This window comes from Oxalobacteraceae bacterium OTU3CAMAD1 (assembly GCA_024123915.1).
Taxonomy (GTDB): Bacteria; Pseudomonadota; Gammaproteobacteria; order Burkholderiales; family Burkholderiaceae_D; genus Rugamonas.
Genome location: CP099650.1, coordinates 3,753,648 through 3,778,216, shown reverse-complemented (window position 1 = coordinate 3,778,216; position 24,569 = coordinate 3,753,648). Strand labels below are relative to the sequence as shown.

Below are 24,569 nucleotides of genomic sequence, written 5' to 3'. Positions count from 1 at the left end.
TTATCAGACTAGTAAGATATACTCTCAAGCAATAATTAATCTAGCAGTAAAGAAAGTTTATAAAAGTGGCCGCCGCGAGGCGCCGATGAACGTTGTCAGGGTTGAGGTAGTCGTGTTTTTACTGGCGGTGGTGCTCTATTTTCTGCTGGCTTGCCTGATCAGCTGGCTGGTGCTATTCCCGGCCGGCCGCGCCTATGTACTGGAGCGGGCGGCGCGAGCCGAATCCGCGCTGCAGCGACGCTTCGCCGGCCTGAAGCGCCGGCAGACGGCCGGTGCGGGAGTGTTGTTGCAGTCGGGGGCGGCGTCCGCGCAGGGCCTTGCCGCGTTCGTCAAGCGCCATTACCGGCTGTGCCTGGCCGGACTCTTGCTGCTCAGCCTGCCGCCGACCCTGGCCTTCCTGGCGAGCGGCAAGAACATGCTGGGCGCCTACGACGTCTCGACGCGCGAGGTGAACAGCCAGGTGGCCGGACTGTTGCAAGGCGAGGAACTGGTGCCGCCGGTGGCGCTGCCGCCGACCGTGTTCGCCACGGCCGAGATCGAGCGCGAGCGTCCGATGCTGGTATCGGCCAGCCGCAACTGGTCGCTGATGGACCCGGAATATACCCAGCGCTTGTTAACGGTATTTAAGATAATGAAAGAGCAACACGGTTATGATATGGCGATCCTGGAGGGCTACCGCAGTCCCGAGCGCCAGAACATGCTGGCCGGCATGGGCAGCAACGTGACCAACGCGGCCGCCTTCCAGAGCTGGCACCAATATGGCCTGGCCGCCGATTGCGCCTTCTTGCGTGACGGCAAGCTGGTGATCTCGGAAAAAGATCCGTGGGCCATGCGTGGATACGAACTGTACGGCCAGGTGGCCGAGTCGGTCGGCCTGACCTGGGGCGGCCGCTGGAAAATGATGGATTTCGGGCACACCGAGTTGCGGGTGGCCGGCGTGATGAAACGAAAAGGTTAAGGAGACGAGATGGCTGGTCCGGTGATACGGTTGGGAGACAAGACGTCGCACGGCGGCGTGGTGGTGAGCGCGTCGATGTTAAGCGACAGCGGCGGAATTCCGATCGCCCGCGTCGGCGACATGGTGGTGTGCCCTATTCCCGGCCACACGCCGGGCGTGATCGTCAGCGGCGACTCGACCATGATCGTCGACGGCATGCCGGTCGCCCGCGACGGCGACAAAACCAGTTGCGGCGCCAGCCTGATCGCCAGCCAGCAAGCCACCAAGGACCAGGTCTAGCCGCATGCACAGTATTCACATGGACGGGCGCCGCTGATGCGCCCCTGGCTCAGTCGTAGCCTGATCGTCGCCGCCGCTTTCGCCGCCTGCTGGCTGGGCGCGGTGTGGTATTGGCGCGAGACGCGCCGCATGCCCGGCACCGACGATCTGGTGATCTATCTGCTGCTGTTGCCGCTGCTGCTGTTGCTACTGGTGTGGGGCGGACGCAAATTGCTGGCCGCCGCCGGCGCGGGTGCGGCCGCCGCGTCCGCCGCCGCTGCCGCCAGTGCCGCAGACGCTGCCGCGCAAAGCGCCCCTGCGGCGCCTGCCGCCGCCCCGCTGACCGTGCTGGCCGGCGCGCTGCGCATGCCGCACGGCGACAGCGCCGCCCGCCTGGCGGACGCGCTGTTGTCGCGCAAGGCCAACCTCGCCCTCGACCCGGAACTGGTCGACGAGAGCGGCTACCCCATCCTCAGCGGCCGGGTCGACGACGTCGACGTCGCCGCCCAGCAGGACGAGATGGCCGACTGGCTGCGCGCCCACCATCCGGAGATCGACTTCGTCGACGAGCAATGGCGCGCACTGGCGCTCGGCAGCGCCGTCGCCGCCGACCTGGCCGCCGAACTCGGCCCGCACCCGGCGCTGCCGGCCTACCTGGACGCGGCCGCCGACGGCAAACCGTTGCCGCCGCTGCCGGCGCTGCACGTGGTCACCCTGCTGCCGGCCGAATGGACCGACACCCAGCGTACCGCCGCCTCCGGCTGGCTGCGCCACATCGTGGCCCGCCACGGCTGGCCTCAAGCCCGCCTGGCGCCGCCGCTGATGGCCGCGCACGCGCAACCGGCGCTGCAGCTGATCCGCCAGTTGGCAATCCAGGCGCGGCAGGACGAGCAACCGTTGCTATGCCTGGTGCTGGCGTGCGGCTCGCGCATCGGCGCGGCCAGCGTGCAGGACTGGGCCGACCATTTCATGCTGTTCGACAGCAATCATCCGCAGGGACGCATCCCGGGCGAAGGCGCGGCCGGCCTGCTGCTGGCCGACGCCGCCCAGGGCGCGCTGTTCGACGCCGCCGACGCCGCGCTGATGTATCCCGCCAGCAGCGCGCTGCGCGCCGCCTCCGCCGACACCAAGCCGCGCGGCGACACCGGCCTGCTGGCCGAGCTGGCGACGCAGGCGATCGCCACGGCCGGCGTCAACGCCGCCGATATCGCCACGCTCACCGCCGACAGCGACCAGCGCGTCGGCCGCATGACCGAATTGCTGGGCATGGCCAGCACCACGCTGCCCGAACTCGACCTGGGCAGCCAGGTGCTGTCGGTCGCGTCCGCCTGCGGCGACGCCGGCGCCGTCTCGATCATTGCCGCGCTGGTGCTTGCGCAGCAGCAGGTCCGCGACGGCAAAGGCCCGGCGCTGTGCGTGACCAATCTCGATCCATTCCACCGTGGCGCCGTGCTGCTGGCGCCGCAAGCGGCTCCGCCATCCACGGCCGAGACCACGGCATGAACCATTTCACTCAACCCAAGTACGCCTTAGCCCCTTTAGCCCCACTATGATGCAACGATTCTGGCACTTTCTCACCGCTCGTTTCAGCCTGGCCGTGATCGGCTTCGCGGCCTTTGCCGCCGCGCTGCTGATCGCCGCCGCCGTCTTCGAGATTTCCTACCAATGGGTACTGATCGTGCTATTGGTCGCGCTGCTGCTGTACGGCGCCGTCTGGCTGTTCAAGCGCTATCGCCGCCAGCGCTCCGGCGCCGCCTTCGGCGGCATGCTCGAGCAGCAGACCGGCGCGTCCAAGGCCGACGCCGCCCAGCGCGAGGAGAACGAGGCGCTACGCAAGCGCATGATGGAGGCGATCGGCACCATCAAGACGTCCAAGCTGGGCCAGCTCTCGGGCGACGCCGCGCTGTACGAATTGCCGTGGTATATGGTGATCGGCAACCCGGCCGCCGGCAAGAGCACGGCGATCGCCAGCTCGGGCCTGCAGTTCCCCTTCGCCGACAGCAAGATCGTCCAGGGCGTGGGCGGCACGCGCAATTGCGACTGGTTCTTCACCACCGACGGCATCCTGCTCGACACCGCCGGCCGCTACTCCGTCAGCGAGGAGGACCGTGGCGAATGGCTGGGCTTCCTCGCCCTGCTGAAGAAATACCGCAAGCGCGCGCCGATCAACGGCATCATCATCGCCGTCAGCGTCGCCGAGCTGACCGGTAGCCGGCCGGAGTTCGCCATCAACCTGGCCAAGAACCTGCGCCAGCGCGTGCAGGAGCTCACCGAGAAGCTGGAAGTGCACGCGCCGGTCTACGTGGTGTTCACCAAGGCCGACCTGATCACCGGTTTCAACGAGTTCTTCCAGGACGCCGAGCGCGGCGAGCGCGATAAAGTATGGGGCGCCACCCTGCCCTACAGCCAGACCAGCTCCAAGCAGGACGTGCTGGAGCAGTTCGACCAGCGCTTCGACGAGCTGTACGACGGCCTCAAGGACCTGAGCCTGGCCAACATGGCGCTGCAATGGCGCGAGCGCATGCCGCCGGGCGTGTTCACCTTCCCGCTGGAGTTCAGCTCGATCAAGGGGCCGCTGCGCACCTTCATCGCCACCCTGTTCGAGGAAAACCCGTTCCAGTTCAAGCCGGTGTTCCGTGGCTTCTACTTCACCAGCGCGCTGCAGGAGGGCGAATCCGTTTCGGCCTCGTCCGAGCGCGTCGCCCACCGTTTCGATTTGCAGATGCTGCCGGCGGCCCAGTCCGAGGTGCAAGACCAGCACGGCTACTTCCTGCTCAACCTGTTCCGCAAAGTGATCTTCGCCGACAAGGACCTGGTGGCGCAGTACGCCAGCCCGGCCAAGACGCGCATGCGCTACGCCACCTTCTTCGGCGCCATGGCGCTGGTCGGCCTGGCGCTGGGCGGCTGGAGCTGGTCCTACCTGGCCAACCGCCAACTGGTCAACAACGTCCAGGCCGATCTGGCGCAGGCCGTCAAGGTGCAGGAAAAACGCCTGGACCTGGCGTCGCGCTTCGAGGCGCTGGAAATCCTGCAAGACCGTATCGAACAACTCGAATCCTATCGCACCGACCGTCCGCTGTCGCTCGGCCTGGGCCTGTACCAGGGCGAGTTCCTGGAGCGCAAGCTGCGTGAGGAATACTTCTCCGGCCTGAAGGAAGTGATGCTCAAGCCGGTCGGCCAGTCGATCGAAGCCTTCCTGGGCGAAGTCAACAGCGGCGCCGACAAGCTGGAGCCGATGTCGCGTCCGCCGCAGTCGGGCGCGCTGAACGCCGCCGCCACCGCGCCGGTGGCCGGTGCCGTCCCTGCCGTCCCCGGCGCCGTCGTTCCCGCCGTCGCGCCTGGCGCCGCCCCGGGCGCGCTGCCCGGCACGGTCGCGCTGTCGCCGGCCGCCGCAGTCAACTTCGGCGCGCTGCAATTCAAGGACGCCAACCCGGCCAACGTCGAGGACGCCTACAACGCGCTCAAGACCTACCTGATGTTGACCGACAAGTCGCGCGCCGAGGCCAGCCACCTGAACGACCAGCTGACCCGCTTCTGGCGCGTCTGGCTCGACAGCAATCGCGGCACCATGCCGCGCGAGCAAATGATCCGCAGCGCCGAGCGCATGATCTCGTTCTACCTGAGCCAGATGAGCGACCCTTCGTGGCCGACCATCGAACCCAAGCTGGCCCTGGTCGACCAAAGCCGCGACAACCTGCGCAAAGTGGTGCGCGGCCTGCCGGCGCGCGAGCGCGTCTACGCCGACGTCAAGGCGCGCGCCGCCACCCGCTTCCCGTCGATGACGGTGGCCCGCATCGTCGGCGAGCAGGACAAGGAACTGGTGGTGGGCAGCTACGCCATCCCGGGCACCTTCACCCGCGAGGCCTGGGACAAGTTCATCCAGGAAGCCTTCCGCGACGCCGCCAACCGCGAGCTGCAAAGCTCGGACTGGGTGCTGAAAACCGCCGCCAAGGACGATCTGACGCTGGAAGGCAGCCCGGAACAGATCCAGAAGGCGCTGGTCGAGCTGTATAAAAACGACTACGCCAAGGAATGGCAGAAGTTCATCCAGGGCGTCAGCATCCGCGAACTGAACGGCTTCGACCAGGCCGCCAGCGCGATGAACCGCCTGGGCGATCCGCAAGCGTCGCCGATCGACAAGCTGATCAAAACGGTCTACGAACAAACCTCGTGGGACAACCCGTCGCTGATCGACGCCGGCCTGCAGCGCGCCCAGCGCGGCGTGGTCGAGTGGTTCAAGCAAACCATCCTGCGCCAGAAGCCGTCCGGCATCGACGTCAACATCAACACCAGCGCGGCCCCTGGCGCCGCACCGATCCCGATGGGTCCGGTCGGACGCGAGTTCTCCGGCGTCGCCAAGCTGGTGGTGAGCAAGGACAAGGGCGCGACCCTGATGGGCGGCTACATGGACGCGCTGTCCAAGCTGCGCGGCCGCTTCAACCAGATCAAGAACCAGGGCGACACCGGCCCCGGCGCCAAGCAGTTCATGCAGCAGACGCTCGACGGCACCGGCTCCGAACTGGCCGAGGCGCTCAAATATGTCGATGAGCAGATGCTGGTCGGCATGACCGACCAGCAACGCCAAGCCATCCGTCCGCTGCTGGTGCGGCCGCTGATGCAAACCTTCGCCGTCATCGTGCGTCCGACCGAAACCGAAGTCAACAAAGTTTGGACCGCGCAAGTGCTGGAACCGTTCAACCGCAGCCTGGCGCTCAAGTATCCGTTCGCGCCGGAATCGAAACTGGAAGCGACCGACGCCGAGATCGGCCAGATGTTCGGCCCGGACGGCGCCATCGCCAAGTACTTCAACACCACCATCGGACCGTTGGTGGTGCGCCGTGGCGACACCCTCAGCGCCAAGACCTGGGCCAACATGGGCATCAACCTGGCGCCTGGCGTGGTCAGCAGCTTCCCGAGCTGGGTGGCCCCATTGTCGGCCGGCGGCGTCGCCGCCCAGGCCGGCGCTTCCGAGTCGCAGACGCGCTTCGACGTGCAGGCGCTGGGCGCCACCGGCGCCACCGAGTTCACCATCGAGATCGATGGCCAGGCGCTGCGCTGGCGCGGCCAGCCGCAGCCGTTCGTCCACATGGTGTGGCCGAATCCGCAAGGCACGCCGGGCTCGCGCATCACCGCCATCACGCCCGAGGGCCGCACCGTGGTGCTGCTCAACGAGCCGGGCCATTTCGGCCTGAAGAAGATGATCGACGCCGCCAAACGCACCCGCAAGGATAGCGGCGTGTTCGAGCTGAGCTGGGAGAACAGCAACGTGGTCGTGCGCGCCAACCTGAAGATCGTGGGCACCACGCAGGCCGCCCCGGCCGCCGCGCCGGCACCGGGCTCCGCCGCCGGCTTCCGCCGCATGCGCCTGCCCGAGATCATCACCGCGCCGGCGCCCGTCGCCGCAGCTGCCGCCCCTGCCGCAGCCGCCGCACCGGCGGCAGCCGCGCCGGCGGCGGCGCCGGCCGCACCAAGGAGCCAGCCATGAGCCGCGCCACCCCGATCTCCATCGGTTACTTCGGCAAGATTCCCAGCCGGGGCGATTTCGTCAAGGCCAGCGAGAACCCGGCCCTGATCAACATCCTCGATGCCTGGCTGGCCCAGGCGATGGACTTGCTGAGCGCCGACACGCGCTGGAAGCTGACCTACGACGCCCTGGCGCCGCTGCATTTCGCCTTCATCGGCCCGCGCCGGGGACGCGCCATCGCCGGCCACATCGTCGCCAGCAGCGACCAGTCCAAGCGGCGCTTCCCGTTCCTCATGATGAGCACGATGGACGTGGAAGACCCGGCCGGCTTCGTGCCGAACAGCCCGCTGGTGCTGTCGCGCCTGTGGAACCGGTTCGAATCGCTCAGCGCCGGCGTGCTGGCCGCGCCCGAGCCGGCCGGCGCGCTGCAGGCGGCCGCCGCCAGCACCATCGACGTGGACTTGCGCAGCGCCGCCTACGAGGCCGCCTTCAACGATTTCCTCGACCTGCAAACCGTCGGCGGCCTGGACGCGATGCTGGCGCAGACCGGCTTCCCCGGCTCGGTGCGGCAAGTGCTGCTCGCGCTCGGCTTGCTGCTGCAGCCGGTCATGGCCAGCAGCTCGAGCCGGCTGGAGAAAAGCCTGGTGCTGCCGCTGCCGTCCGACCCGATGTACCGCAACCTGGTGGGCGCGTTCTGGATGCACCTGATCACGCCGTTCCTGATGCGCGCCGACTTCGAGCTGTCGCTGTTCACCACCCGCCTGGGCGGCCGTCCGGCGCTGGTGCTGGGCTTTAGCGGCGCCTCGGCGCTGACCTTGCAAGCGATCATGGACCCGCAGGCCGGCCTCGAACACCACATCGCCTTCGACGAGCTCGACTGGGTCGAGGAGCAGGTCGACGCCGACTACGCGATCAAAAAGGTCTCGACCTACCTGGCCCAGCCCAACCTTTCACTCAAATCGGCCTGCGACTCCGTGCGCGCGGCCTTTATCGGAACTTGATCATGCGTTTTATCCGGACAGCTGTATTTATTAGTATGACCGTCGGCCTGGCAGGCGTCTCCGGTTTGGCCGCCGCCCAGGCGGTGCCGGCTGCGGCCACGCCGCAGCCCGGCCAGGTGCTGGCCAGCGGCACCGTGCCCGACGAGGCCACCAAGGCCGGCGTGCTGGCGCGCCTGCGCGAAGTCTACGGCGCCGACAAGGTCGTCGACCAGATCGCCATCGGCCAGGTAGCGCAACCGGCCAACTGGAACGCCTACGTGCAAAAACTGATCACGCCCAACCTCAAGCAGATCAGCCGGGGCCAGCTCAAGATCGACGGCAGCACCGTCAGCGTGCGCGGCGAGGTGGCCAACGAGGCGCAGCGGCAGAAGATCGCCAGCGACTTCGCCACCAGCCTCAATCCGACCTACGTGGTCAACAACGGGCTGCGCGTCTCGGCCGCCGAGCAGAACATTCTCGACAACACGCTGGGCAACCGCATCGTCGAATTCGAAAGCGGCAAGGCGACGTTGACGCCGACCGGCCAGGCCATCCTCGACCAGATGGGCGCGGCGATGCAGAAGCTGCAAGGCCGCAAGGTGGAAATCATCGGCCACACCGACAACCAGGGCCTGAAGGCCAGCAACCAGAACCTGAGCCAGGCGCGCGCCGAAGCGGTCAAGACCTACCTGACCGGCAAGGGCCTGAACGGCGACATGCTGACCGCGTCGGGCCAGGGGTCGGACCGCCCGATCGCCAGCAACGACACGCCGGACGGCCGCGCGCGCAACCGCCGCATCGAGTTCCGCATCGCCCAGTAAGTGGCCCACTACATTCAAAGGTAACGTATGTTTTCAGCAGAACAATTGCTCGGCCCGATCAGCCCTGGCGCGCCCAGCGGCGAAGACCTGTCGTTCTCGCCGGACCTGGACGCCATCGCCCAGGCGCGCCGTTTCGACGATCCATCGCTCGACCAGGGCGAATGGGTGACCGAGCTGAAGGAAGCCGACTGGGACTTCGTGGTGCGCCGCTGCGCCGCCCTGTTGCAGGAAAAAAGCAAGGACCTGCGGCTGGCCGTGTGGCTGACCGAAGCGGGCGCCAAGACGGTCGGCCTGCGGGCGCTGGGCGAAGGTTTCAAAGTGCTGGCGGGGCTGTGCCGGAACTTCTGGGACCAGGGCTTGTATCCCGAGTCGGACGGCAACGACCATGACCAGCGCATCGGCAACCTGAGCTGGATACTGGGACGGGTGCCGGCGCTGCTGCGCGAGATTCCGCTGACCGAGGGTCGCGGCAGCGCGTATTCGACGATCGATTTCGAGGTGGCGCGCAAGCTGGCCGCCGCCACCAACAGCACCAGTTCCTCGGGTAATCCGGGCGCCAAACTGGCGGAGATGGAAACGGCGCGCAAGAATAATTCGGCGCAGTTCGCCACGGCGTTCGCGGCCGATGCGCAGATGTGCCTGGATGCGTTGAAGGAGCTGGAACTGGTGGCCGATGAGCGCTTGGGCGTGGATAGCCCGGGGTTCTCGGCGGCGCGCGATGCCTTGCAGACCTTGCAGCGGATGGTGCCGGCGTCGGTTGCCAGTGGCGGCGTTGCGGAGACGGAGTTGGCGGATAACGCTTACGTTGGTTCGGCGGCGGTCGATTTCACGCACGATGGCGGCCAGGTGGCGGTGCCGGCGCCATCCGGTCCTCCGGGTGCGATCCAGACGCGGGCGCAGGCGTTGGCGCAGTTGCGCGCGGTCGCGGCGTTCTTCCGCCGCACGGAGCCGCATAGCCCGGTATCGTATTTCGCCGACAAGGCTGCCGATGCGGGCGAACAGTCGTTGCACGATTGGTTGCGTTCGGTGGTCAAGGACCCGAATTCGATGGCGCACATCGAAGAGTTGTTGGGCGTGAAGCCCGCAGAATAGGATCGGGACCGCGCCGAAACCGCAGAGACACGTAGGGCGGATTAGCGAAGCGTAATCGGCCATGCATGAGCCGCCAGCGACGCATGCATGGCCGATTACGGCGTTCCGCCTAATCCGCCCTACGTGCCTCCTCGAAGTCACACATGAACCGGGCCAACGCGGATGCGTAGGCCTCGGGTCGCACCGGCCACGCGGATACACGTAGGGCGGATTAGCGAAGCGTAATCCGCCATGTGTGAACCGTCAAAGAGCAAGACGCGGCCACCGGCCGCGCCCCACCTCCCATCACTTGATGGTGTACTTGAACTGCCCCTTCTTGTCGGCGCTGACCTTGATCTTGGAGATCGTGGCGCCCTCGGCCATCTTGGCCAGCACCGATTCGGCGACTTCCGGCAACAAGCTTCCATTCAGAATATTGTCGACATTGCGCGCGCCCGAATCCACCTCGGTGCAACGCGCCAGCACGGCCTCCACCAGCGCCTCGTCGTACGTCAACTCCGCCTTGTGATTCTCGGAAATCCGCCGCGCGATCTTGCCCAGCTTGAGCTCGATGATCTTAACCAGCACGTCGTCGGCGATCGGATAGTACGGAATCACCTTCAAACGCCCCAGGAAGGCCGGCTTGAACACCTTCATCAGATGCGGACGAATCGCCTGCTCCAGCTGCTCCGGCGTCGGCATGTCCTTCGGCTCCTTGTTCAGGCAAGCCTGCATCATCGTGCTCGACGCCACGTTCGACGTCAGAATGATGATGGTGTTCTTGAAGTCGATCTCGCGGCCTTCGGCGTCATCCATCACACCCTTGTCGAACACCTGAAAGAACAACTCCATCACGTCCGGGTGCGCCTTCTCGACCTCGTCGAGCAGCACCACGCTGTACGGATTGCGGCGCACGGCCTCGGTCAGCACGCCGCCCTCGCCATAGCCGACATAACCCGGCGGCGAACCCTTCAGGCCCGAGACGCTGTGCGCCTCCTGGTACTCGCTCATGTTGATGGTGATCAGCTTGCGCTCGCCACCGTACAACACATCGGCCAGCGCCAGCGCCGTCTCGGTCTTGCCGATGCCCGACGGGCCGACGAACAGGAACACGCCCTTCGGCTTGTTCGGATCGTCCAGGTTGGCGCGCGAGGTGCGCACGCGCTGCGCCACCGCCTCGATCGCATGCGGTTGGCCCAGCACGCGCTCCTCCAGCATCTCGTTCAGCTTGAGCACGGTCTTGATCTCGTCCTTGACCATCTTGCCCAGCGGGATGCCGGTCCAGCCTGCCACAATCTCGGCCACCACATGGCCGTCGACCTGCACCGGCACCATCGGCGCCTCGCCCTGCAATGCCTTCAATTCCTTGATCAGCGCCTGTACGCCGGCCGCCGCGTTCTTGGCCGGCGCTTTCTCGGCACCGGCCGTTTCCAGTTCCAGACGGGCCGCCTTGATCTTCTCGGTCAGCCCCTTCTCCAGTTCCCAGCGCGCGGCCAGGGTGCCGTGTTCGTCGCTGGCCTTGGCGCGTTCCGAGCGCAGCTCGGTCAGGCGTGCCGAATGGCTGCCGCCGCCGCTTTCCTCACGCGCCAGCGAAGCGATCTCGGCCTCGATGCGATCCAGTTTTTTGACCAGGTTCTCGATCAGGGCCGGCGTGGCGTTCTGCCCTAGCGCGACTTTCGCGCAGGCGGTGTCGAGCACGCTGATGGCCTTGTCCGGCAGCTGGCGGCCCATGATGTAGCGGTGTGACAGGCGCACGGCCTCGGTGATGGCCTCGTCGTAGACGCGCACATTGAAGTGTTTTTCCATCAGCGGCGCCATGCCGCGCAACATGGCGCAAGCCAGTTCCTCGCTCGGCTCCTCGACCTTGATGACCTGGAAGCGGCGCGCCAGCGCGGCGTCCTTTTCGAAGTATTTCTTGTACTCGCCCCAGGTGGTGGCGGCGATAGTGCGCAGCTCGCCGCGCGCCAGCGCCGGCTTGAGCAGGTTGGCGGCGTCGTTCTGGCCGGCTGTGCCGCCGGCGCCGATCATGGTGTGCGCCTCGTCGATGAACAGGATGATGGCGTGCGGGCTTTTCTTGACTTCATCGATGACGTTTTTCAGGCGATTCTCGAACTCGCCCTTGACGCTGGCGCCGGCTTGCAGCAGGCCCATGTCCAAGGTGTGGATCTCCACGCCCTTCAGGACATCGGGCACGTCGTCCTGCGAGATGCGCAGCGCCAGGCCCTCGACGACGGCGGTCTTGCCGACGCCGGCCTCGCCCGTCAGTATCGGATTGTTCTGGCGGCGGCGCATCAGGATGTCGATCGCCTGGCGGATTTCCATGTCGCGGCCGATCACCGGATCGACCTTGCCGTCGCGCGCGCGCTGCGTCAGGTTGGTGGTGAACTGGTCCAGCGCCGGCGTCTTGGACGCGGCCTTGCCTGCCAGCTCGCCGACCGGGTCGCCACCTGCGTCCTGCTCCCCTTCCGGCGCGCCCTCGCCCGTAGCCACGGCTTCCTGCGAGCCCTCGGTCAGGTAATCGAGCTTGTGCTTGATCTCGTCGACGTTGAATTTATTGAACAGTTTGGAGCCGCGATAAGCCAGCTGCGCCAGTTCGCTGTCGGTCAGCAATGCCTGCAACAGATGGCCGCTGCGGATGCTGCTCTGGCGTCCGGCCTGGATGTCGAGCGAGGCGATCAGCCAGGCGTTTTCGAACAGCTTCGGCAGGCGTGCCGAGAACACCGGCGTGCGCGTGTTGCCGGCTTTCAGGCGCGACACCTCGGTTTGCAGGTCCGCTTCCAGCATCGGGATGCTGATGCCGCTCTTGCGGGCGATGACGACGAAGTCGCTCTTCGGCTGCTCCAGCAGCGCCAGGAACAGGTGTTCGAGGTCGACTTCGAACTGGCCGAGGCCGACGCAAATGCTGGCGGCACGCGTGGCGGCGGTGCGGCTGGTGTCGTTCAGCTTGCCGATCAGCGTCTTCAGGTTAATGCTCATAGCGCGGTTTTCCTTGTTCGATTAAATAGGTTCGGGTTTGCACAATGTCGTTTTACAGCGTATGAATTTCGTAGCGCACATCGGCGCGGTCGCGCGCCTCGCCCTCGGTGATGAGGAAACTGTCCCAGCCCAAGCGGCCGCCTGCGCGGTCGTCGCTCAGGGTCACGCCCTCGACATCGGCCGCGCGCAACACCAGCTGCACCTCGTATTCGAGGGACAGCCCGGTGAGCATGGTCAGCATCTTCTCCAGCGCCTTGGCGGCCTTGCCTCCCGGCAGGAACGAATCGAAGCTGGCGCGCGGCAGCGGGCCGACCGTCAGCAACATGCGCAGGTCGCGCTGCCACACCCGCTGGCCGACCAGCGCGCTGGTGCCCAGCTGGGCGTTGGCGCCGCCCAGCGCGCTCTGCTGGCCGGGCGGCACGTCGTACCAGGCGCCGATGAATTGCGTCACCGTCACACGCTGGCCGAAGTATTCGCTCAGCACGTGGCCGATCGACACCGACGACGCCGGCCGGTGCCGCATGGCGGCGGCGAAATAGCCGATCGACTCGTCGAGCACGCCCTCGCCGCCGTCGGACAGGCGGTGCTTGAGCGACTCGTTGCCGACGCCGGCCAGGGACAGCAGCAACGGCAGGAAGCGGTCCTTGCCGTCGATCTGGTATTTCAGCTCCAGCCGGTACTTGCGCCACGATTCATAGAACAGTGCCAGCGCGCGATTGGAAAACGTGTCGAGGAAAGCGCGCGGACCCTCGTCTTTTTCGTACAGCGCGTGCGCGGCCACCCGCTCGGTGTAGTGCGCCGGCAAGGAGCCTGCCGTGCCGAGAAAGCCCATGAAGGCCGGCGTGATACGGATATATTTCAACTCACCGTTGCGCAGCGCCTCGCCCAGCGCCTGGCTGTCGCGGCCGATCTCGCGCGGCTCGGGGTGCATCGCCTCGAGCTGGCTGGCCGGAAAGTTGAGCGACAGCGTGTTTTGGAAGCGCAGGAAGCTGGCCACCGCCTGGTCGTGCGGCAGGCCGTTGCGCTTGAGCCAGAGCTCGAGCATGCGCACCGCCTGGAAGAACTGGAAGCGATACGGCTGCTCGAACAGGCGCTCGATTACACTAGGTTCAAATCGCCGCTTCGTGGTGTGCATCGCAACAGCTCCTCCCCTGATTTTTTGGATACGACCACCAATTGCGTAAAGCTGTTGGCGTGCACGTACAGGCCGAGGAAGCGCTCGACGATATGGGTGAAGGCGTGGATGCCGCTACCGACGAAGGCTTCCTCGTCGATGGTGATGCTGACCTCGGTGCCGCGCACCAGGCAGGCGAACGGATTGCCCGGCAGCCAGTGGTTGGCGGCCTTGCTGTCGATCGCGTGGATGCCGCGGATCTGGCGCTGCGACGTCGGCGAACGCGGCAGGTCGTACAGGGTCAGCATCTCCTGGAAGGCGTCGACGCCGCTGCCGGCCAGCGACAAATGGTTGAGCGACAGGTGCGAGATCAGGCGCCAGTGGGCGCCACGGCCGCGCTCGAAGCGGTGCGAGTCGGTCGGCCGCCGCAGGAAGGTGATGCTGCGCACGCTCGATCCGCCCTCGAGGAACAGGTCGCCGCCGCGCATGCCGTAGGTCAAGGACGCCGGCAGGTCGCGGTTGGTGCAGGTCAGCTCCAGGCTCAGGGTGTCGGTCTCGATGGCGGCCGGATCGAAGTCGATGTCGACGATCGAAATCTCGGTCTCGTAGCCGGGGCTCTTGCGGGCGATGACCTCGTCGCGCCGCATGACCCAGTAATGGCCGTTCTTCTCCGGCGTCTCGCCGTGGCGCAGCGAATAAAACGGCCGGAACTCGATGACAGATTCACCCTGCGGCGTCTGCCGCACCAGCTTGACCGAGTCGATCGATTGCACCTCGAAGGCGTAGGCGCGGCGGGCGTCGGCCAGCACCGGATAGCTGGCGGTGGTGTGGGTGACGCGGATCGGCTCGCCGCGCTGGCGGAACAGGTTGACCACCGGCGTGCAGCCCAGCAGCAGGTTGTTGGTCGACATCGTGCCCAGCATGCGCGCAGTGTTGGAATCGGTGCGCAGGCCGCTCATGCCCAGGTGCAGGGTGAAACGCTTGCAGCCGACCGGCAGCGACACGCCGATCGCCGACAGGTCGATGTCGATGAAATTAAATTTTTCAGGGAAGCAGAAGTACTCGGTCAGCAACCGGTAGGCCGGATGCGAGCGGGCAGAGAACGGGATCAGCGATTCGTCCTCGCCGAAGCCGGCCGGCCACACCGGCACCGCCGCCAGCGACGTCCAGCGGCCGTTCTGTTCCGGCTCGACCCAGGCCTTGACGGTGCGCAGGAACAGCGCGTCGCGCAGCGCGGCGCAGAACGACGGTTCGCCGTCGATGAACACGCGCAGCATTTTGATGCCCAGCTGCGACAGGGTGACCTGCGCGGCGGTCGTTTCGATGGTAATACTGAGGCCGGAGCTGACGTTCGGCGGCAGCATCACCGCCTCGGGCGCGTCGATGATGGCGGCGAACGAGGCGTGCGACAGCGCGATCGGCGCGACGGTGACCGGGTAGGTGGTGCGGAAGGTGCACGCGACGCCCTTGACGGGGCGCGTGTCGAGCTCGGTGCCACGGGCGATCTCGGTGGCCGTGGTCAACTGCGCGGCGGCGGCGCTGTAGTCCATGCGCGCGATCGAGCACGACGGGAACGGCCGCAGGTAGTGCGGGTACAGCACCTCGAACAGCGCCTCGGTGAATTCGGGGTAGTCGTCGTCGAGCCGCTTGGAGATGCGCGAGTTGAGCAGCGCGAACGACTGGATCATGCGTTCGATGTGCGGGTCTTCGCAGACCTCGCCGCCCATCAACAGGCGGCCGGCGATTTTAGGATAGCGCTCGGAGAATTCGCGCGAATAGCGGCGCAGAAAACCCAGCTCCCGTTCGTAGTACGGTAACAGTTCTTCCAAGTCAGACTCCCGGCGACGCCAGACGGCGCGCCTTGCTAATGGTGTAATGCAGGCTCGACGGCTGCAGGACGGCGTCGAAGTTGACCGGCTCTTGCGCCGCGTGCACCACCAGCAGCGCGGTGATGGCGAAGTTGAGGCGGTTGATCGTGCCCTCCTGGATCTCGAGCGAGGCGCGCACGTTGCGCAGGCGCGGCTCGTGGCGGGCGATGGCCTTTTCCAGGCAAGAGCAGATGTAGGCGCGGTCGTCGGCGCTCGACAGGCTGAGTCCGGCAAAATCGTTGAGGCCGTAGGTCAGGATCGAGCGGCCGCATTCGGGGAATTTTTTGATCAGCTCCTCGCTGATGACGGTGCGCGTGTTGAGCAGCGCTTCGAGGTCGCGGGCGACGGTGTCCTTCAGGTCCTCGATCGTCAGTCTGGACACGGTGGCACTGGTGGCGCCGTGGACGGGCGCATCCATCAGGCGGTCGAACAGTCCCGGCGAAAAACCCTTCATGTGCATCCTGAATATCAGTGTTGAAACGTCGGAAATAATGCAGCGTCCGCCGCCGCGTCGGGCGGCGGCGGTTGCCACAATAAGTCCAGCTTTCGCGCCCGTCCCCTACCCGTTCGCGGCGGCATGAAGCCGCCACAAGGGGAGCGGACGCGATGGCGAAGGGGGCGCGGCGAGCGTCATGGCGCACGCGCGTCGTCCCGTATCGCCGGCGTCAATTCCGCGGCGTCCCGACGACACCGTGGAATTCACAACGTATTGGGGTAACTTAGGCCGTCTTGTTGGCCGACAGATCCCAACCGCCCGAGGTGTTGCCACCCGAACCGCCACCGATCTTCTGCTGGGTGTACTTCCACTTCACTTTCGAGTACTTGATCGACACGTGCTCGGACAGGATGTCGCCCGGCTGCACTTGTGGTGCGACGCTGCTGATCAGCACGTTTTCCAGTTCGATTTCGAAGTACTTGATGCGTTCGCCCTGGCCATCGGCGCGCAGGAACTCGAACTTAGCCTTAGGAATGGTTTTACCCGAGGAGCAAGTCTGCAGCAGCAGCGGGGTGGCCAGGTCGGCCAGCTTGGCGATCACGATGTCCTTGTGCTCGGTGCGCTCGGCGGTGTGGCCGCCGGCCGACGACGCGGTAGCCGATTTAGGCTGCAGCACTTCCCACTGGACCGATTTGCACTCGATCCAATCTTTGTGGGTGCTGTCGGCGGACTCGCCTTTGATGCCGTCGATTTGCAGATATACGTCGATTGCCATGGTATTCCTTTCGGTTTTGGATTGAACAACTAAAAATTAAGAAATTAAGACTTGGTCGATTGAGGCAGCTCCGCGACCAGACGGAGTGAAACGGACAGCTCGTCGAGCTGGAAATGCGGGCGCAGGAACGACACGGCGCGGTACACACCCGGACGTCCCGGCACTTCGGATACTTGCACCGACGCTTCGCGCAGCGGGAACTGGGCCTTCTGTTCCTGGCTGGCGTTGTCGTCCAGTAGCACGTATTGGGTCAGCCAACGGTTGAGGAAGTCCTCGACGTTGGAGGCGGCGGCGAAGCTGCCGATCTTGTCGCGCATCATCGCCTTCATATAGTGGGCGATGCGCGAGACGGCGAAGATGTATTGCAGTTGGGCCGACAGCACCGCGTTGGCGTTGGCCGCGTCGGTGTTGTACTTCTTCGCTTTTTGCGTCGACTGCGCGCCGAAGAAGGCGGCGTAGTCGGTGTTCTTGCAGTGCACCAGCGAGATGAAGCCGAGGTCGCTCAACTCCTTCTCGCGGCGGTCGGTGATGGCGATCTCGGTCGGGCACTTGAGCGCCACTTCGCCCTCGTCGGTTTTGAAGGTATGGGTCGGCAGGTCCTCGACCAGGCCGCCGCCTTCGACGCCGCGGATGGCGGCGCACCAGCCGTAGTCCTCGAACGCGTTGGTCAGCTTGGTGCCGAAGGCGTAGGCGGCGTTGCACCACAGGTATTTGTGGTGGTCGGTGCCGTCGACGTCCTCGACGAAATTGAAGCCCTCGACGGTCATGCCGTCGGCCGGATTGAACGGCTGGCGGCCCAGGAAGCGCGGCAACGTCAGGCCGACGTAGCGGGAATCCTCGGACTCGCGGAACGATTTCCACTTGGCGTACTCGACGGTGTCGAACACCTTCGACAGGTCGCGCGGCTTGCCCAGGTCGCTATAAGTCTCCAGGCCGAACAGTTCCGGCGAGGCGGCCGAGATGAACGGCGCATGCGAGGCGGCGGCCACGTGCGACATCTGCTCGATAAAGTACATATCTTCCGGCTGGCGGGTGATCTCGAAGTCGCCGATCAGCGAGCCGAACGGCGCGCCGCCGAACGTGCCGAACTCTTCCTCGTAGACCTTCTTGAACATCGTCGACTGGTCGAACTCGAGCGCGCTCTGGAAATCCTTGACCAATTCCTTCTTGGTCGCGTTGAGCATCTTGATCTTGAGGTTCTGGCCGGTCGAGGAATTCTTGACCAGGTAGTTCAGGCCGGTCCAGCTCGATTCGAGCTTCTGGAATTCCGGCGCGTGCATGATGGCGCTGAGCTGCTTGGAGATCAGGCTGTCGAGCTCGGCGACGCGGGCGTCGATGGTGGCGGCCAGGTTGTCCGACACCACGACGGTGCCCTCCATGACCTGGCTGACCAGCTCGGAGATGATGTCCTTGGCGCGCGCGTGCTCGACGCTCGACTTGGCGACCTTGCTCTGTTCAACGATCTGGTCGAGCAGGGCCAGCTCGGTGGTGGCCGCGCCGGCCGACGATGGGGAAGTTTGGACGGACATGGCTCAATCTTTCTTCGGGGTGGTTTGCTGACCCAGTTCGGCCAGCTTCTCGGTGCTGTGCAGGACGTCGTTGAGGATGTCTTCGAGCTTGTCGTTGCCGGCTAGCTTGTTGCGCAGGTCGGCCAGCTTGGTGCGCGCCTCGAGCAGCTTGCGCAGCGGCTCGACTTGTTCGACGACCGCCTCGGGACGGAAATCGTCCATCGACTTGAACTTCAGGTCGACGGCGAACTCGCCGCCGCCCTCGCCCAGCTCGTTGGCCACGCGGAAGGCGGCGCGCGGCTCGACGCCCTTGAGCACCTCGTCGAAGTTGTCGCGGTCGATGTTGACGAACTTGCGCTCCTTCAAGCGCTTTTGTTCGACTTCGGAGTTGCCGCCGAAATCGCCCACCACGCCCATTACGAACGGCAGCTCTTTATTCTCGATCGAATCGCCGATCTCGACGTCATAGGTCATCTGGACCCGTGGCGGACGCACCTTTTGCAGGCGTTTCTGAACACTCTCTTTTTTCGACATGACATCCCCATTTCAAAAATAAACAGCGGCGTCGCGGCGACGCCACCGGGTGGAATTGCTGAATTACTGACCGTTTCGACCCTGATTACTTCAGCGCGTCGAAGGGGTCGGCCTTCGGTTCGCGGGCGGGCTGCTTGCCGCCCTTTTTATTCGTTGCCGTGTTGCGCGGCGGCGGCGTGGTGGGCTTGGCCGGCGGCACCAGCACCTGCTCGCCCAGGCTCTCGCGCAGCAGCTTGGCCAGGTCCTGCGACTCGGTGCGCAGCGAACCGGACAGATTGTTCTGACGGCTCAGGTCGGCAAGCGCGCGGGTCGACAGGCGCAGGCCGCTGATGGCGATGATGCTGTTGGCCAGCTGGTCGTTGGGGTCGCGCACCAGGATTTCCTGGGCGTTGACGATGGCTTCGCCATATTGGCCGGCCTCGTATTTGGTCTGCGCCATGCGGGTCCACGGGTCCTTGTCGGCCGGGTAGGCGGCGGCGGCCTGCTTCCACAGCGCGATCGCCGCTTCCTTCTGGCCGGCGCTGTCGGCGGCGGCGGCCTTGCCCATGACTTCGGCGATGGTCGGCACCGCCTCAGGCACTTTGACCACCGGCGCGGTGGTGCAGGCGCTCAGGGCCAGGATGCAGGCGGCACCGCCCAACAGGCGGCGAAAGTGGATGGATGTACTCATGTGTTCCTCAAAAGTCAGATGTGTTAAACGCTGGAACAGTTGCCATAAACTGTTGCCAATTTCTCATTTTTCGGCAGAATATCATAAATTTAATAATTTACCTCGTACAATACGAACTCAACCGTACAGCGTTACCGAAAAGAAAGATTATAAAGCTTAGCACGTTACGTAGAAGAAACAGTCACAGTGCGCCAGAAAATGTTATTGTTCTGGCAGTTGTGATTGGGCACTATTTTTTTGGTCCGCAGGCATGAGGCGATAAGGCATTCGATGAGCATCACGGGAAAACTTTTATGGGGTGAAGGACTGTTCCTGCGTCCCCAGCATTTTCAGCAGCAAGACCGCTACCATGAACAGCGGCTGCACGACAGCGTCAAAGCGCTGCACCCTTACGCTTGGGGCGTGAGCCAGTTGCAACTCGACCGCGACGCCCTGCACAACAACACCTTGCGCCTGCTCGACCTGGCGCTGGTGTTCCAGGACGGCGAGATCTACCAGGCGCCCGGCGCCGACGAGCTGCCGGCCGAGATCGACCTGAGCAATATCCCGCAATCGCAGCAGGCGCTGACGTTCTACGCCGCCCTGCCCGCGTTCAAGCATTTCGGCGGCAACTTCGCCCCCGAGGGCCAGCCCAGCAACGCCGCCCGCTACGCCCAAAGCAACCTCGACACGCCCGACCTGTACACCCAGGCCGCGCACGCGCAACTGACCTACCTGAAGAAAACGCTGCGCCTGGTGTCGGAATCGGAACCGCGCGACTCCTATGTCAGCCTGCCGCTGCTGCGCCTGCGCCGGCTATCGACCGGCGGCTTCGAACAGGACCCGTCGTTCATTCCGCCGAGCCTGTCGATCCGCAGCGCGCCGCTGCTGTTCCTGCAACTGCGCCGCCTGCTCGACGCGCTGCAGGCCAAGGTCAACGCGCTGTACGGCCACCACCGCGAGCCGAGCAAGCACGTCATCGAATTCCGTTCCGGCGACATGTCCTCGTTCTGGCTGCTGCACACGGCCAGCTCCGCCTACGCCTCGCTGAGTCACTATTTCCACCACCCGACGTTGCACCCGGAGCGGCTCTACGAGCAACTGCTGGGCCTGTCGGGCGCGCTGATGACTTTCTCCAAGGGCATTTCGCTCAGCGACCTGCCGCAGTACGACCACCTCGATCCCGGTCCCGGCTTCGCCCGCCTGCACGGCATCATCCGCGAACTGCTCGACACCGTCATCTCGTCGAAATACTTCGCCATCGCGCTCAACGAGGTCAAGCCGTCGTACCACCACGGCATGCTCGACTCGGGCAAGATCGACGCCCAGACCACCTTCTACCTGGGCGTCTCGGCCGATTTGTCCGGCGTCGAAATGGTCGACGTGGTGCCGCTGCGCTTCAAGATCGGCGCCCCGGACGACGTCGAGAAATTCGTGCTCTCGGCCATGCCCGGCGTGCGCCTGACCCACGCGCCGCAAGTGCCGGCGGCCGTGCCGGTGCGGCCCGACACCTATTATTTCGCCCTCGAAGCCAAAGGTCAGATGTACGAGCGCATGCTGCAAGCGCAATCGATCTCGATCTACGTCCCGTCCGGCATGCGCGACCTGAAACTGGACCTCGTCGCCGTCACTTCCTGAAGACCACCCCATGACACCTAGCGCCCCTCCTTCCCTGATCCCCGGCGGCCAGCCGGCGTTTTCGCCTGCCATCGCCGCAGGCCCCGGCACCGAACACACGCTGATGGACCTGATGTACGACGGTTTCTACGCCCTGTTCATGCTCAAGAACGGCAACGGCCCGCAGGCCAACGCCGACTTCATCGCCAAGATGACGCAATTCCTCGACGACTTCAGCCGTGGCGCCAAGAAGCAAGGCGCCTCGCCGGATGACATCGACAACGCCAAGTACGCCTTCTGCGCGGCGGTCGATGAGATCATCCTGCGCTCGCCGTACGGCATCCGCGACGCCTGGGAGCGCCGCCCGCTGCAACTGGTGCTGTTCGGCGACCAGCTGGCCGGCGAGAACTTCTTCAACCGCCTCGAAAGCCTGCGCGCGCGCGGCAGCGCCCACCTGCAGGCGCTCGAAGTGTTCCACATGTGTCTGCTGCTGGGTTTCCAGGGCCGCTACATCATCGAAGGCTCGGAAAAACTGGCCTACCTGACGGCGCGCCTGGGCGACGAAATCGCCCACATGAAGGGCAAGAAATCGGGCTTCGCGCCGCACGCCGAACGTCCCGACCAGATCATCCACAAGCTGCGCAACGACGTCCCGCTGTGGGTGCTGTGCTCGGTGTTCGCGCTGATCGGCGCGCTCGGCTACATCGGCCTGCGCAGCATGCTCGGCCACAGCACCGAAACCAGCATGAGCGCCTACAACGACGTGGTCAAGCTCGCTCCTAAGCAGGCCAACCTGACCATCACGTTGCCGTGATGAGCATGCCCGACCTGCCGGGCTCGTCCTTGGTGGACGGGCTGTTCGGAACCGGCCTGAGCCAACACGCGCGCCTGATCACCCTGGCCAGCGCGCAGGACTCCACCCTGCCCGAGTCGCTCATGCCCGAGCGCTTTACGGGCCGCGAAGCCGTCAACGAGCTGTTCCGCTTCGACATCGACGCGCTCAGCACCTCTACCGATCTCGAGCTGGCCGAGTTCATCGGCGAAGAGATCACCCTGAAGCTGCTACAGGCCGACGGCACGCGCCGCGCCTGGCACGGCATCTGCACCGACGCCGCCTGGCTGGGCGCCGACGGCGGCCTGGCGCGCTACCGGCTGCGACTTGAGCCGGGCCTGGCCCTGCTCGGCCTGCGCCGCGACAGCTACATCTTCCAGGACAAGAATGCGCAAGACCTGATCACCGAACTGCTGGCCGATTACAAGCAGGTGCGCTTCGAATTCGACGTCACTCAAACCCTGGTGGCGCGGCCGATCTGGACGCAGTACCGCGAAAGCGACCTCGAATTCCTGCAACGGGTGCTGGCGTCCGAGGGCCTGAGCTGGCGCTTCGAGCACGATCAGGAAGAAGGCGCGGCCGATGCCGAAGGTGGCGGCCAGCAGCAAGCCAAGCACAAAGTCGTCTTCTTCGACAGCAAGGCCGTCGCGCCGGCAACGACAGGCGGCGCCGAGCTGCGCTTCCACGGCGTGCGCGCCACCGACAGCGACGACGCCATCGACGAATTCAACGCGCTGCGCCGCATCCAGGCCAACGCCGTCACCATCAGCAGCTGGGATCCGACGCAACTGGTGGCCCCGGCCGCCGAGCAAGCGACGAGCCTGGACATCGGCGAACTGCCGGCCCTGTCGATCTACGACGGCAGCGCCGAGCGGCGCCACGCCGACAGCGCCGCCGCCGATCCGCACAGCCGCCTGATGCTGCAAGCGCTGGAGCTTGACAACAAACTGTTCGAAGGCCAGGGGTCGGTGCGCCGCTTGGCGGCCGGCCACGGCTTCCAGCTGACCCAGCACGAACACTACGCCGACGGCGCCAACAAATTCACCGCGCTGTGGGTCGAGCACGAGGGACGCAACAACGTCGAACCGGCCCTTGGAGGCTTGGGCAAGTTGATCGGCGCGGCCAAGGCCGGCCTCGCCACCTTGGCAAAGTTCGCCGGCGCGCAACTTGAGGCGGGCACCTACCGCAACCGCTTCGCCTGCGTGCGCGACACGGTCGCCATCGTCCCCCGCGCCAGCGCCGAGCGCTTCAATGGCGCCTCGCTGGGACCGCAAACGGCGCTGGTGGTCGGCCTGCCCGACGCCATCAACACCACCACGCGCGAGCACCAGGTGCGCATCCAGTTCGCCTGGCAACGCGGCGCCGGCGCCAACGCAGGCGGCCTGCCGCACAACACCGACGACAAGGGCAGCGCACCCGGCAACGACGGCTCCGGCACCTGGGTGCGCGTGGCCGAAGCGCTGGCCGGCCCCAACTGGGGCTCGCAGTTCACGCCGCGCATCGGCACCGAGGTGCTGGTCGATTTCATCGAAGGCGACATGGACCGTCCGCTGGTGGTCGCGCAGCTCTACACCGGCGCCGACACCCCGCCCTACTCGGCCGGCGTCGACACCGACATCAACCACGCCGGGGTCATCTCCGGCATGCACAGCAATAACTTCGACGGCGGCGGCTACAACCAGTGGGTCGTCGACGACACACCAGGCCAGCTGCGCACGCGCCTGGCCACGTCGAGCGCCGCCACGCAACTGAACCTGGGTTACCTGGTGCAGCAGACGCCGGGCTCGGCGCAGCGCGGCAACTATCGCGGCCAAGGGTTCGAACTGCGCACCGACGCCTGGGGCGTGCTGCGCTCGGGCGAAGGCATGCTGATCTCGGCCACCGCGCGCGCGCAGCAAGGCGCCGGCGTCACCTCGACCCAGCTCGACAGCGCGGAGGCCACCGGCCTGCTGCGCGCCGCCTCCGAACTGAGCAAGAATCTGGCCGACGCCGCCGCGCAGCAAAACGCGCTCGTCAGCAAGGACGCCAACCAGGCGCAGATCGACTTCATCACGCAGATCGATCCGGAGCAAAAAGGGAAATTCGAGGGCGCCGTCGGCGGGCACGATCCATTGAAGGCCACCGCGGGCGCGCGCGATCTCGACAGCGGCGCGCCGGTGGAAAAATTCGGCCAGCCGGTGGTGCTGATGGAAGCGCCGGCCAGCATCAACTGGGCCACGCCGGCTTCCACAGTGCTGTTCGCCGGCGGGCAGTTGCAATGGACCACGCAGTCCGATATGCACATGGCCGCCGCGTTCACTGTGGCGTCGGTGTCGGCCAACGCGACGGGGTTGTTCACGCACGCCGGTGGCATTCAGGCGATCGCGGCCAACGGGCCGGTGTCGCTGCAGGCGCATACGGATCAATTGGAGATTCTGGCCGACAAGGCGATCACGATCGTGTCGGTCAACGACGTCATCGAGGTCAAGGCCAACCAGAAGATCGTGCTGCAGGCGGGGCAATCGTCGGTGACGCTGGAGGGTGGAAACATCACCTTTGCCTGTCCGGGAAATTTCACGGTCAAGGGCGGACAGCATATCTTCGAGGGCGGCGGCAACGGTTCTGCCTCACTTCCCGCACTGCCTACCGGCAGCGCTATTTGTATCGAATGCTTGAAGAACGCGGCGGCCAAGGCCAGCAGCTTCTTGGTCCGCTAACAAAAGACATTC

General features: G+C 65.5%; 18 protein-coding genes. 10 read left to right on the top strand and 8 right to left on the bottom strand.

Annotated features, from left to right (window positions below):
* Window positions 1-112: 112 nt before the first annotated feature.
* Genes NHH88_16435 through tssA form a run of 7 tightly spaced genes read left to right on the top strand, consistent with a single transcriptional unit; the run spans window position 113 to window position 9,573 of the window.
* Window positions 113-958, top strand: a complete 846-nt coding sequence (locus NHH88_16435; protein ID USX11309.1) for a M15 family metallopeptidase — start codon at window positions 113-115, stop codon at window positions 956-958.
* Window positions 959-967: 9 nt separating this feature from the next.
* Complete coding sequence (locus NHH88_16430; protein USX11308.1) at window positions 968-1,237, top strand: PAAR domain-containing protein; 270 nt, start codon at window positions 968-970, stop codon at window positions 1,235-1,237.
* A 36-nt stretch (window positions 1,238-1,273) separates the two neighbouring features.
* Window positions 1,274-2,719 carry a hypothetical protein gene (locus NHH88_16425; protein ID USX11307.1) on the top strand — a complete coding sequence of 482 codons (1,446 nt, stop codon included), beginning with the start codon at window positions 1,274-1,276 and terminating at the stop codon, window positions 2,717-2,719.
* A 49-nt stretch (window positions 2,720-2,768) separates the two neighbouring features.
* The gene (gene tssM, locus NHH88_16420; GenBank protein USX17353.1) at window positions 2,769-6,701 is read left to right on the top strand and encodes a type VI secretion system membrane subunit TssM; all 3,933 of its coding nucleotides are present in this window, start codon (window positions 2,769-2,771) and stop codon (window positions 6,699-6,701) included.
* Window positions 6,698-7,681, top strand: a complete 984-nt coding sequence (gene tagF / locus NHH88_16415; GenBank protein ID USX11306.1) for a type VI secretion system-associated protein TagF — start codon at window positions 6,698-6,700, stop codon at window positions 7,679-7,681. The genes tssM and tagF overlap by 4 nt, the downstream gene beginning before the upstream one ends.
* A 35-nt stretch (window positions 7,682-7,716) precedes the next feature.
* Window positions 7,717-8,481, top strand: coding sequence for an OmpA family protein (locus tag NHH88_16410; protein ID USX17352.1), 765 nt, complete (start codon window positions 7,717-7,719; stop codon window positions 8,479-8,481).
* A gap of 27 nt (window positions 8,482-8,508) precedes the next feature.
* Window positions 8,509-9,573, top strand: a complete 1,065-nt coding sequence (tssA, locus tag NHH88_16405) for a type VI secretion system protein TssA (GenBank protein ID USX11305.1) — start codon at window positions 8,509-8,511, stop codon at window positions 9,571-9,573.
* Between the two features lie 285 nt (window positions 9,574-9,858).
* Here the strand turns inward: tssA and tssH are convergent, their stop codons facing one another.
* The 8 genes from tssH to NHH88_16365 all read right to left on the bottom strand — a co-directional run bounded on the left by tssH (window position 9,859) and on the right by NHH88_16365 (window position 19,433).
* On the bottom strand, window positions 9,859-12,528 hold the full coding sequence (tssH, locus tag NHH88_16400) for a type VI secretion system ATPase TssH (protein ID USX11304.1): 2,670 nt from the start codon (window positions 12,526-12,528) through the stop codon (window positions 9,859-9,861).
* A gap of 52 nt (window positions 12,529-12,580) precedes the next feature.
* A complete protein-coding gene (gene tssG / locus NHH88_16395) occupies window positions 12,581-13,663 on the bottom strand; it encodes a type VI secretion system baseplate subunit TssG (protein USX11303.1) in 1,083 nt (360 codons plus the stop codon).
* On the bottom strand, window positions 13,627-15,471 hold the full coding sequence (gene tssF, locus NHH88_16390; protein USX11302.1) for a type VI secretion system baseplate subunit TssF: 1,845 nt from the start codon (window positions 15,469-15,471) through the stop codon (window positions 13,627-13,629). Before tssF ends, tssG begins: the two co-directional genes overlap by 37 nt.
* Window position 15,472: 1 nt before the next feature.
* A complete protein-coding gene (tssE, locus tag NHH88_16385; protein USX11301.1) occupies window positions 15,473-15,964 on the bottom strand; it encodes a type VI secretion system baseplate subunit TssE in 492 nt (163 codons plus the stop codon).
* Between the two features lie 265 nt (window positions 15,965-16,229).
* A complete protein-coding gene (locus tag NHH88_16380; GenBank protein ID USX11300.1) occupies window positions 16,230-16,721 on the bottom strand; it encodes a type VI secretion system tube protein Hcp in 492 nt (163 codons plus the stop codon).
* Between the two features lie 44 nt (window positions 16,722-16,765).
* Window positions 16,766-18,250: a type VI secretion system contractile sheath large subunit gene (tssC, locus tag NHH88_16375; GenBank protein ID USX11299.1), complete on the bottom strand. Its 1,485-nt coding sequence runs from the start codon at window positions 18,248-18,250 to the stop codon at window positions 16,766-16,768.
* A gap of 3 nt (window positions 18,251-18,253) precedes the next feature.
* Window positions 18,254-18,763 carry a type VI secretion system contractile sheath small subunit gene (tssB, locus tag NHH88_16370; GenBank protein USX11298.1) on the bottom strand — a complete coding sequence of 170 codons (510 nt, stop codon included), beginning with the start codon at window positions 18,761-18,763 and terminating at the stop codon, window positions 18,254-18,256.
* A gap of 85 nt (window positions 18,764-18,848) precedes the next feature.
* Window positions 18,849-19,433, bottom strand: a complete 585-nt coding sequence (locus NHH88_16365) for a tetratricopeptide repeat protein (protein USX11297.1) — start codon at window positions 19,431-19,433, stop codon at window positions 18,849-18,851.
* 270 nt (window positions 19,434-19,703) lie between these two features.
* Between NHH88_16365 and tssK the strand changes: the two genes are divergently transcribed.
* From tssK to NHH88_16350, 3 genes are read left to right on the top strand one after another with little or no spacing between them, the layout of a single operon-like run.
* The gene (gene tssK, locus NHH88_16360; protein USX11296.1) at window positions 19,704-21,050 is read left to right on the top strand and encodes a type VI secretion system baseplate subunit TssK; all 1,347 of its coding nucleotides are present in this window, start codon (window positions 19,704-19,706) and stop codon (window positions 21,048-21,050) included.
* Between the two features lie 10 nt (window positions 21,051-21,060).
* Window positions 21,061-21,843, top strand: a complete 783-nt coding sequence (gene icmH / locus NHH88_16355) for a type IVB secretion system protein IcmH/DotU (GenBank protein USX11295.1) — start codon at window positions 21,061-21,063, stop codon at window positions 21,841-21,843.
* Window positions 21,843-24,557, top strand: coding sequence for a type VI secretion system tip protein VgrG (locus NHH88_16350; protein ID USX11294.1), 2,715 nt, complete (start codon window positions 21,843-21,845; stop codon window positions 24,555-24,557). Before icmH ends, NHH88_16350 begins: the two co-directional genes overlap by 1 nt.
* Window positions 24,558-24,569 lie beyond the last annotated feature (12 nt).

Coding starts and splice junctions, on each gene's coding strand:
- NHH88_16430 (USX11308.1), top strand. CDS start 968: ATGGCTGGTCCGGTGATACGGTTGGGAGACAAGACGTCGCACGGCGGC.
- NHH88_16425 (USX11307.1), top strand. CDS start 1,274: ATGCGCCCCTGGCTCAGTCGTAGCCTGATCGTCGCCGCCGCTTTCGCC.
- tssM (USX17353.1), top strand. CDS start 2,769: ATGCAACGATTCTGGCACTTTCTCACCGCTCGTTTCAGCCTGGCCGTG.
- tagF (USX11306.1), top strand. CDS start 6,698: ATGAGCCGCGCCACCCCGATCTCCATCGGTTACTTCGGCAAGATTCCC.
- NHH88_16410 (USX17352.1), top strand. CDS start 7,717: ATGACCGTCGGCCTGGCAGGCGTCTCCGGTTTGGCCGCCGCCCAGGCG.
- tssA (USX11305.1), top strand. CDS start 8,509: ATGTTTTCAGCAGAACAATTGCTCGGCCCGATCAGCCCTGGCGCGCCC.
- tssH (USX11304.1), bottom strand. CDS start 12,528: ATGAGCATTAACCTGAAGACGCTGATCGGCAAGCTGAACGACACCAGC.
- tssG (USX11303.1), bottom strand. CDS start 13,663: ATGCACACCACGAAGCGGCGATTTGAACCTAGTGTAATCGAGCGCCTG.
- tssE (USX11301.1), bottom strand. CDS start 15,964: ATGAAGGGTTTTTCGCCGGGACTGTTCGACCGCCTGATGGATGCGCCC.
- NHH88_16380 (USX11300.1), bottom strand. CDS start 16,721: ATGGCAATCGACGTATATCTGCAAATCGACGGCATCAAAGGCGAGTCC.
- tssC (USX11299.1), bottom strand. CDS start 18,250: ATGTCCGTCCAAACTTCCCCATCGTCGGCCGGCGCGGCCACCACCGAG.
- tssB (USX11298.1), bottom strand. CDS start 18,763: ATGTCGAAAAAAGAGAGTGTTCAGAAACGCCTGCAAAAGGTGCGTCCG.
- NHH88_16365 (USX11297.1), bottom strand. CDS start 19,433: ATGAGTACATCCATCCACTTTCGCCGCCTGTTGGGCGGTGCCGCCTGC.
- tssK (USX11296.1), top strand. CDS start 19,704: ATGAGCATCACGGGAAAACTTTTATGGGGTGAAGGACTGTTCCTGCGT.
- icmH (USX11295.1), top strand. CDS start 21,061: ATGACACCTAGCGCCCCTCCTTCCCTGATCCCCGGCGGCCAGCCGGCG.
- NHH88_16350 (USX11294.1), top strand. CDS start 21,843: ATGAGCATGCCCGACCTGCCGGGCTCGTCCTTGGTGGACGGGCTGTTC.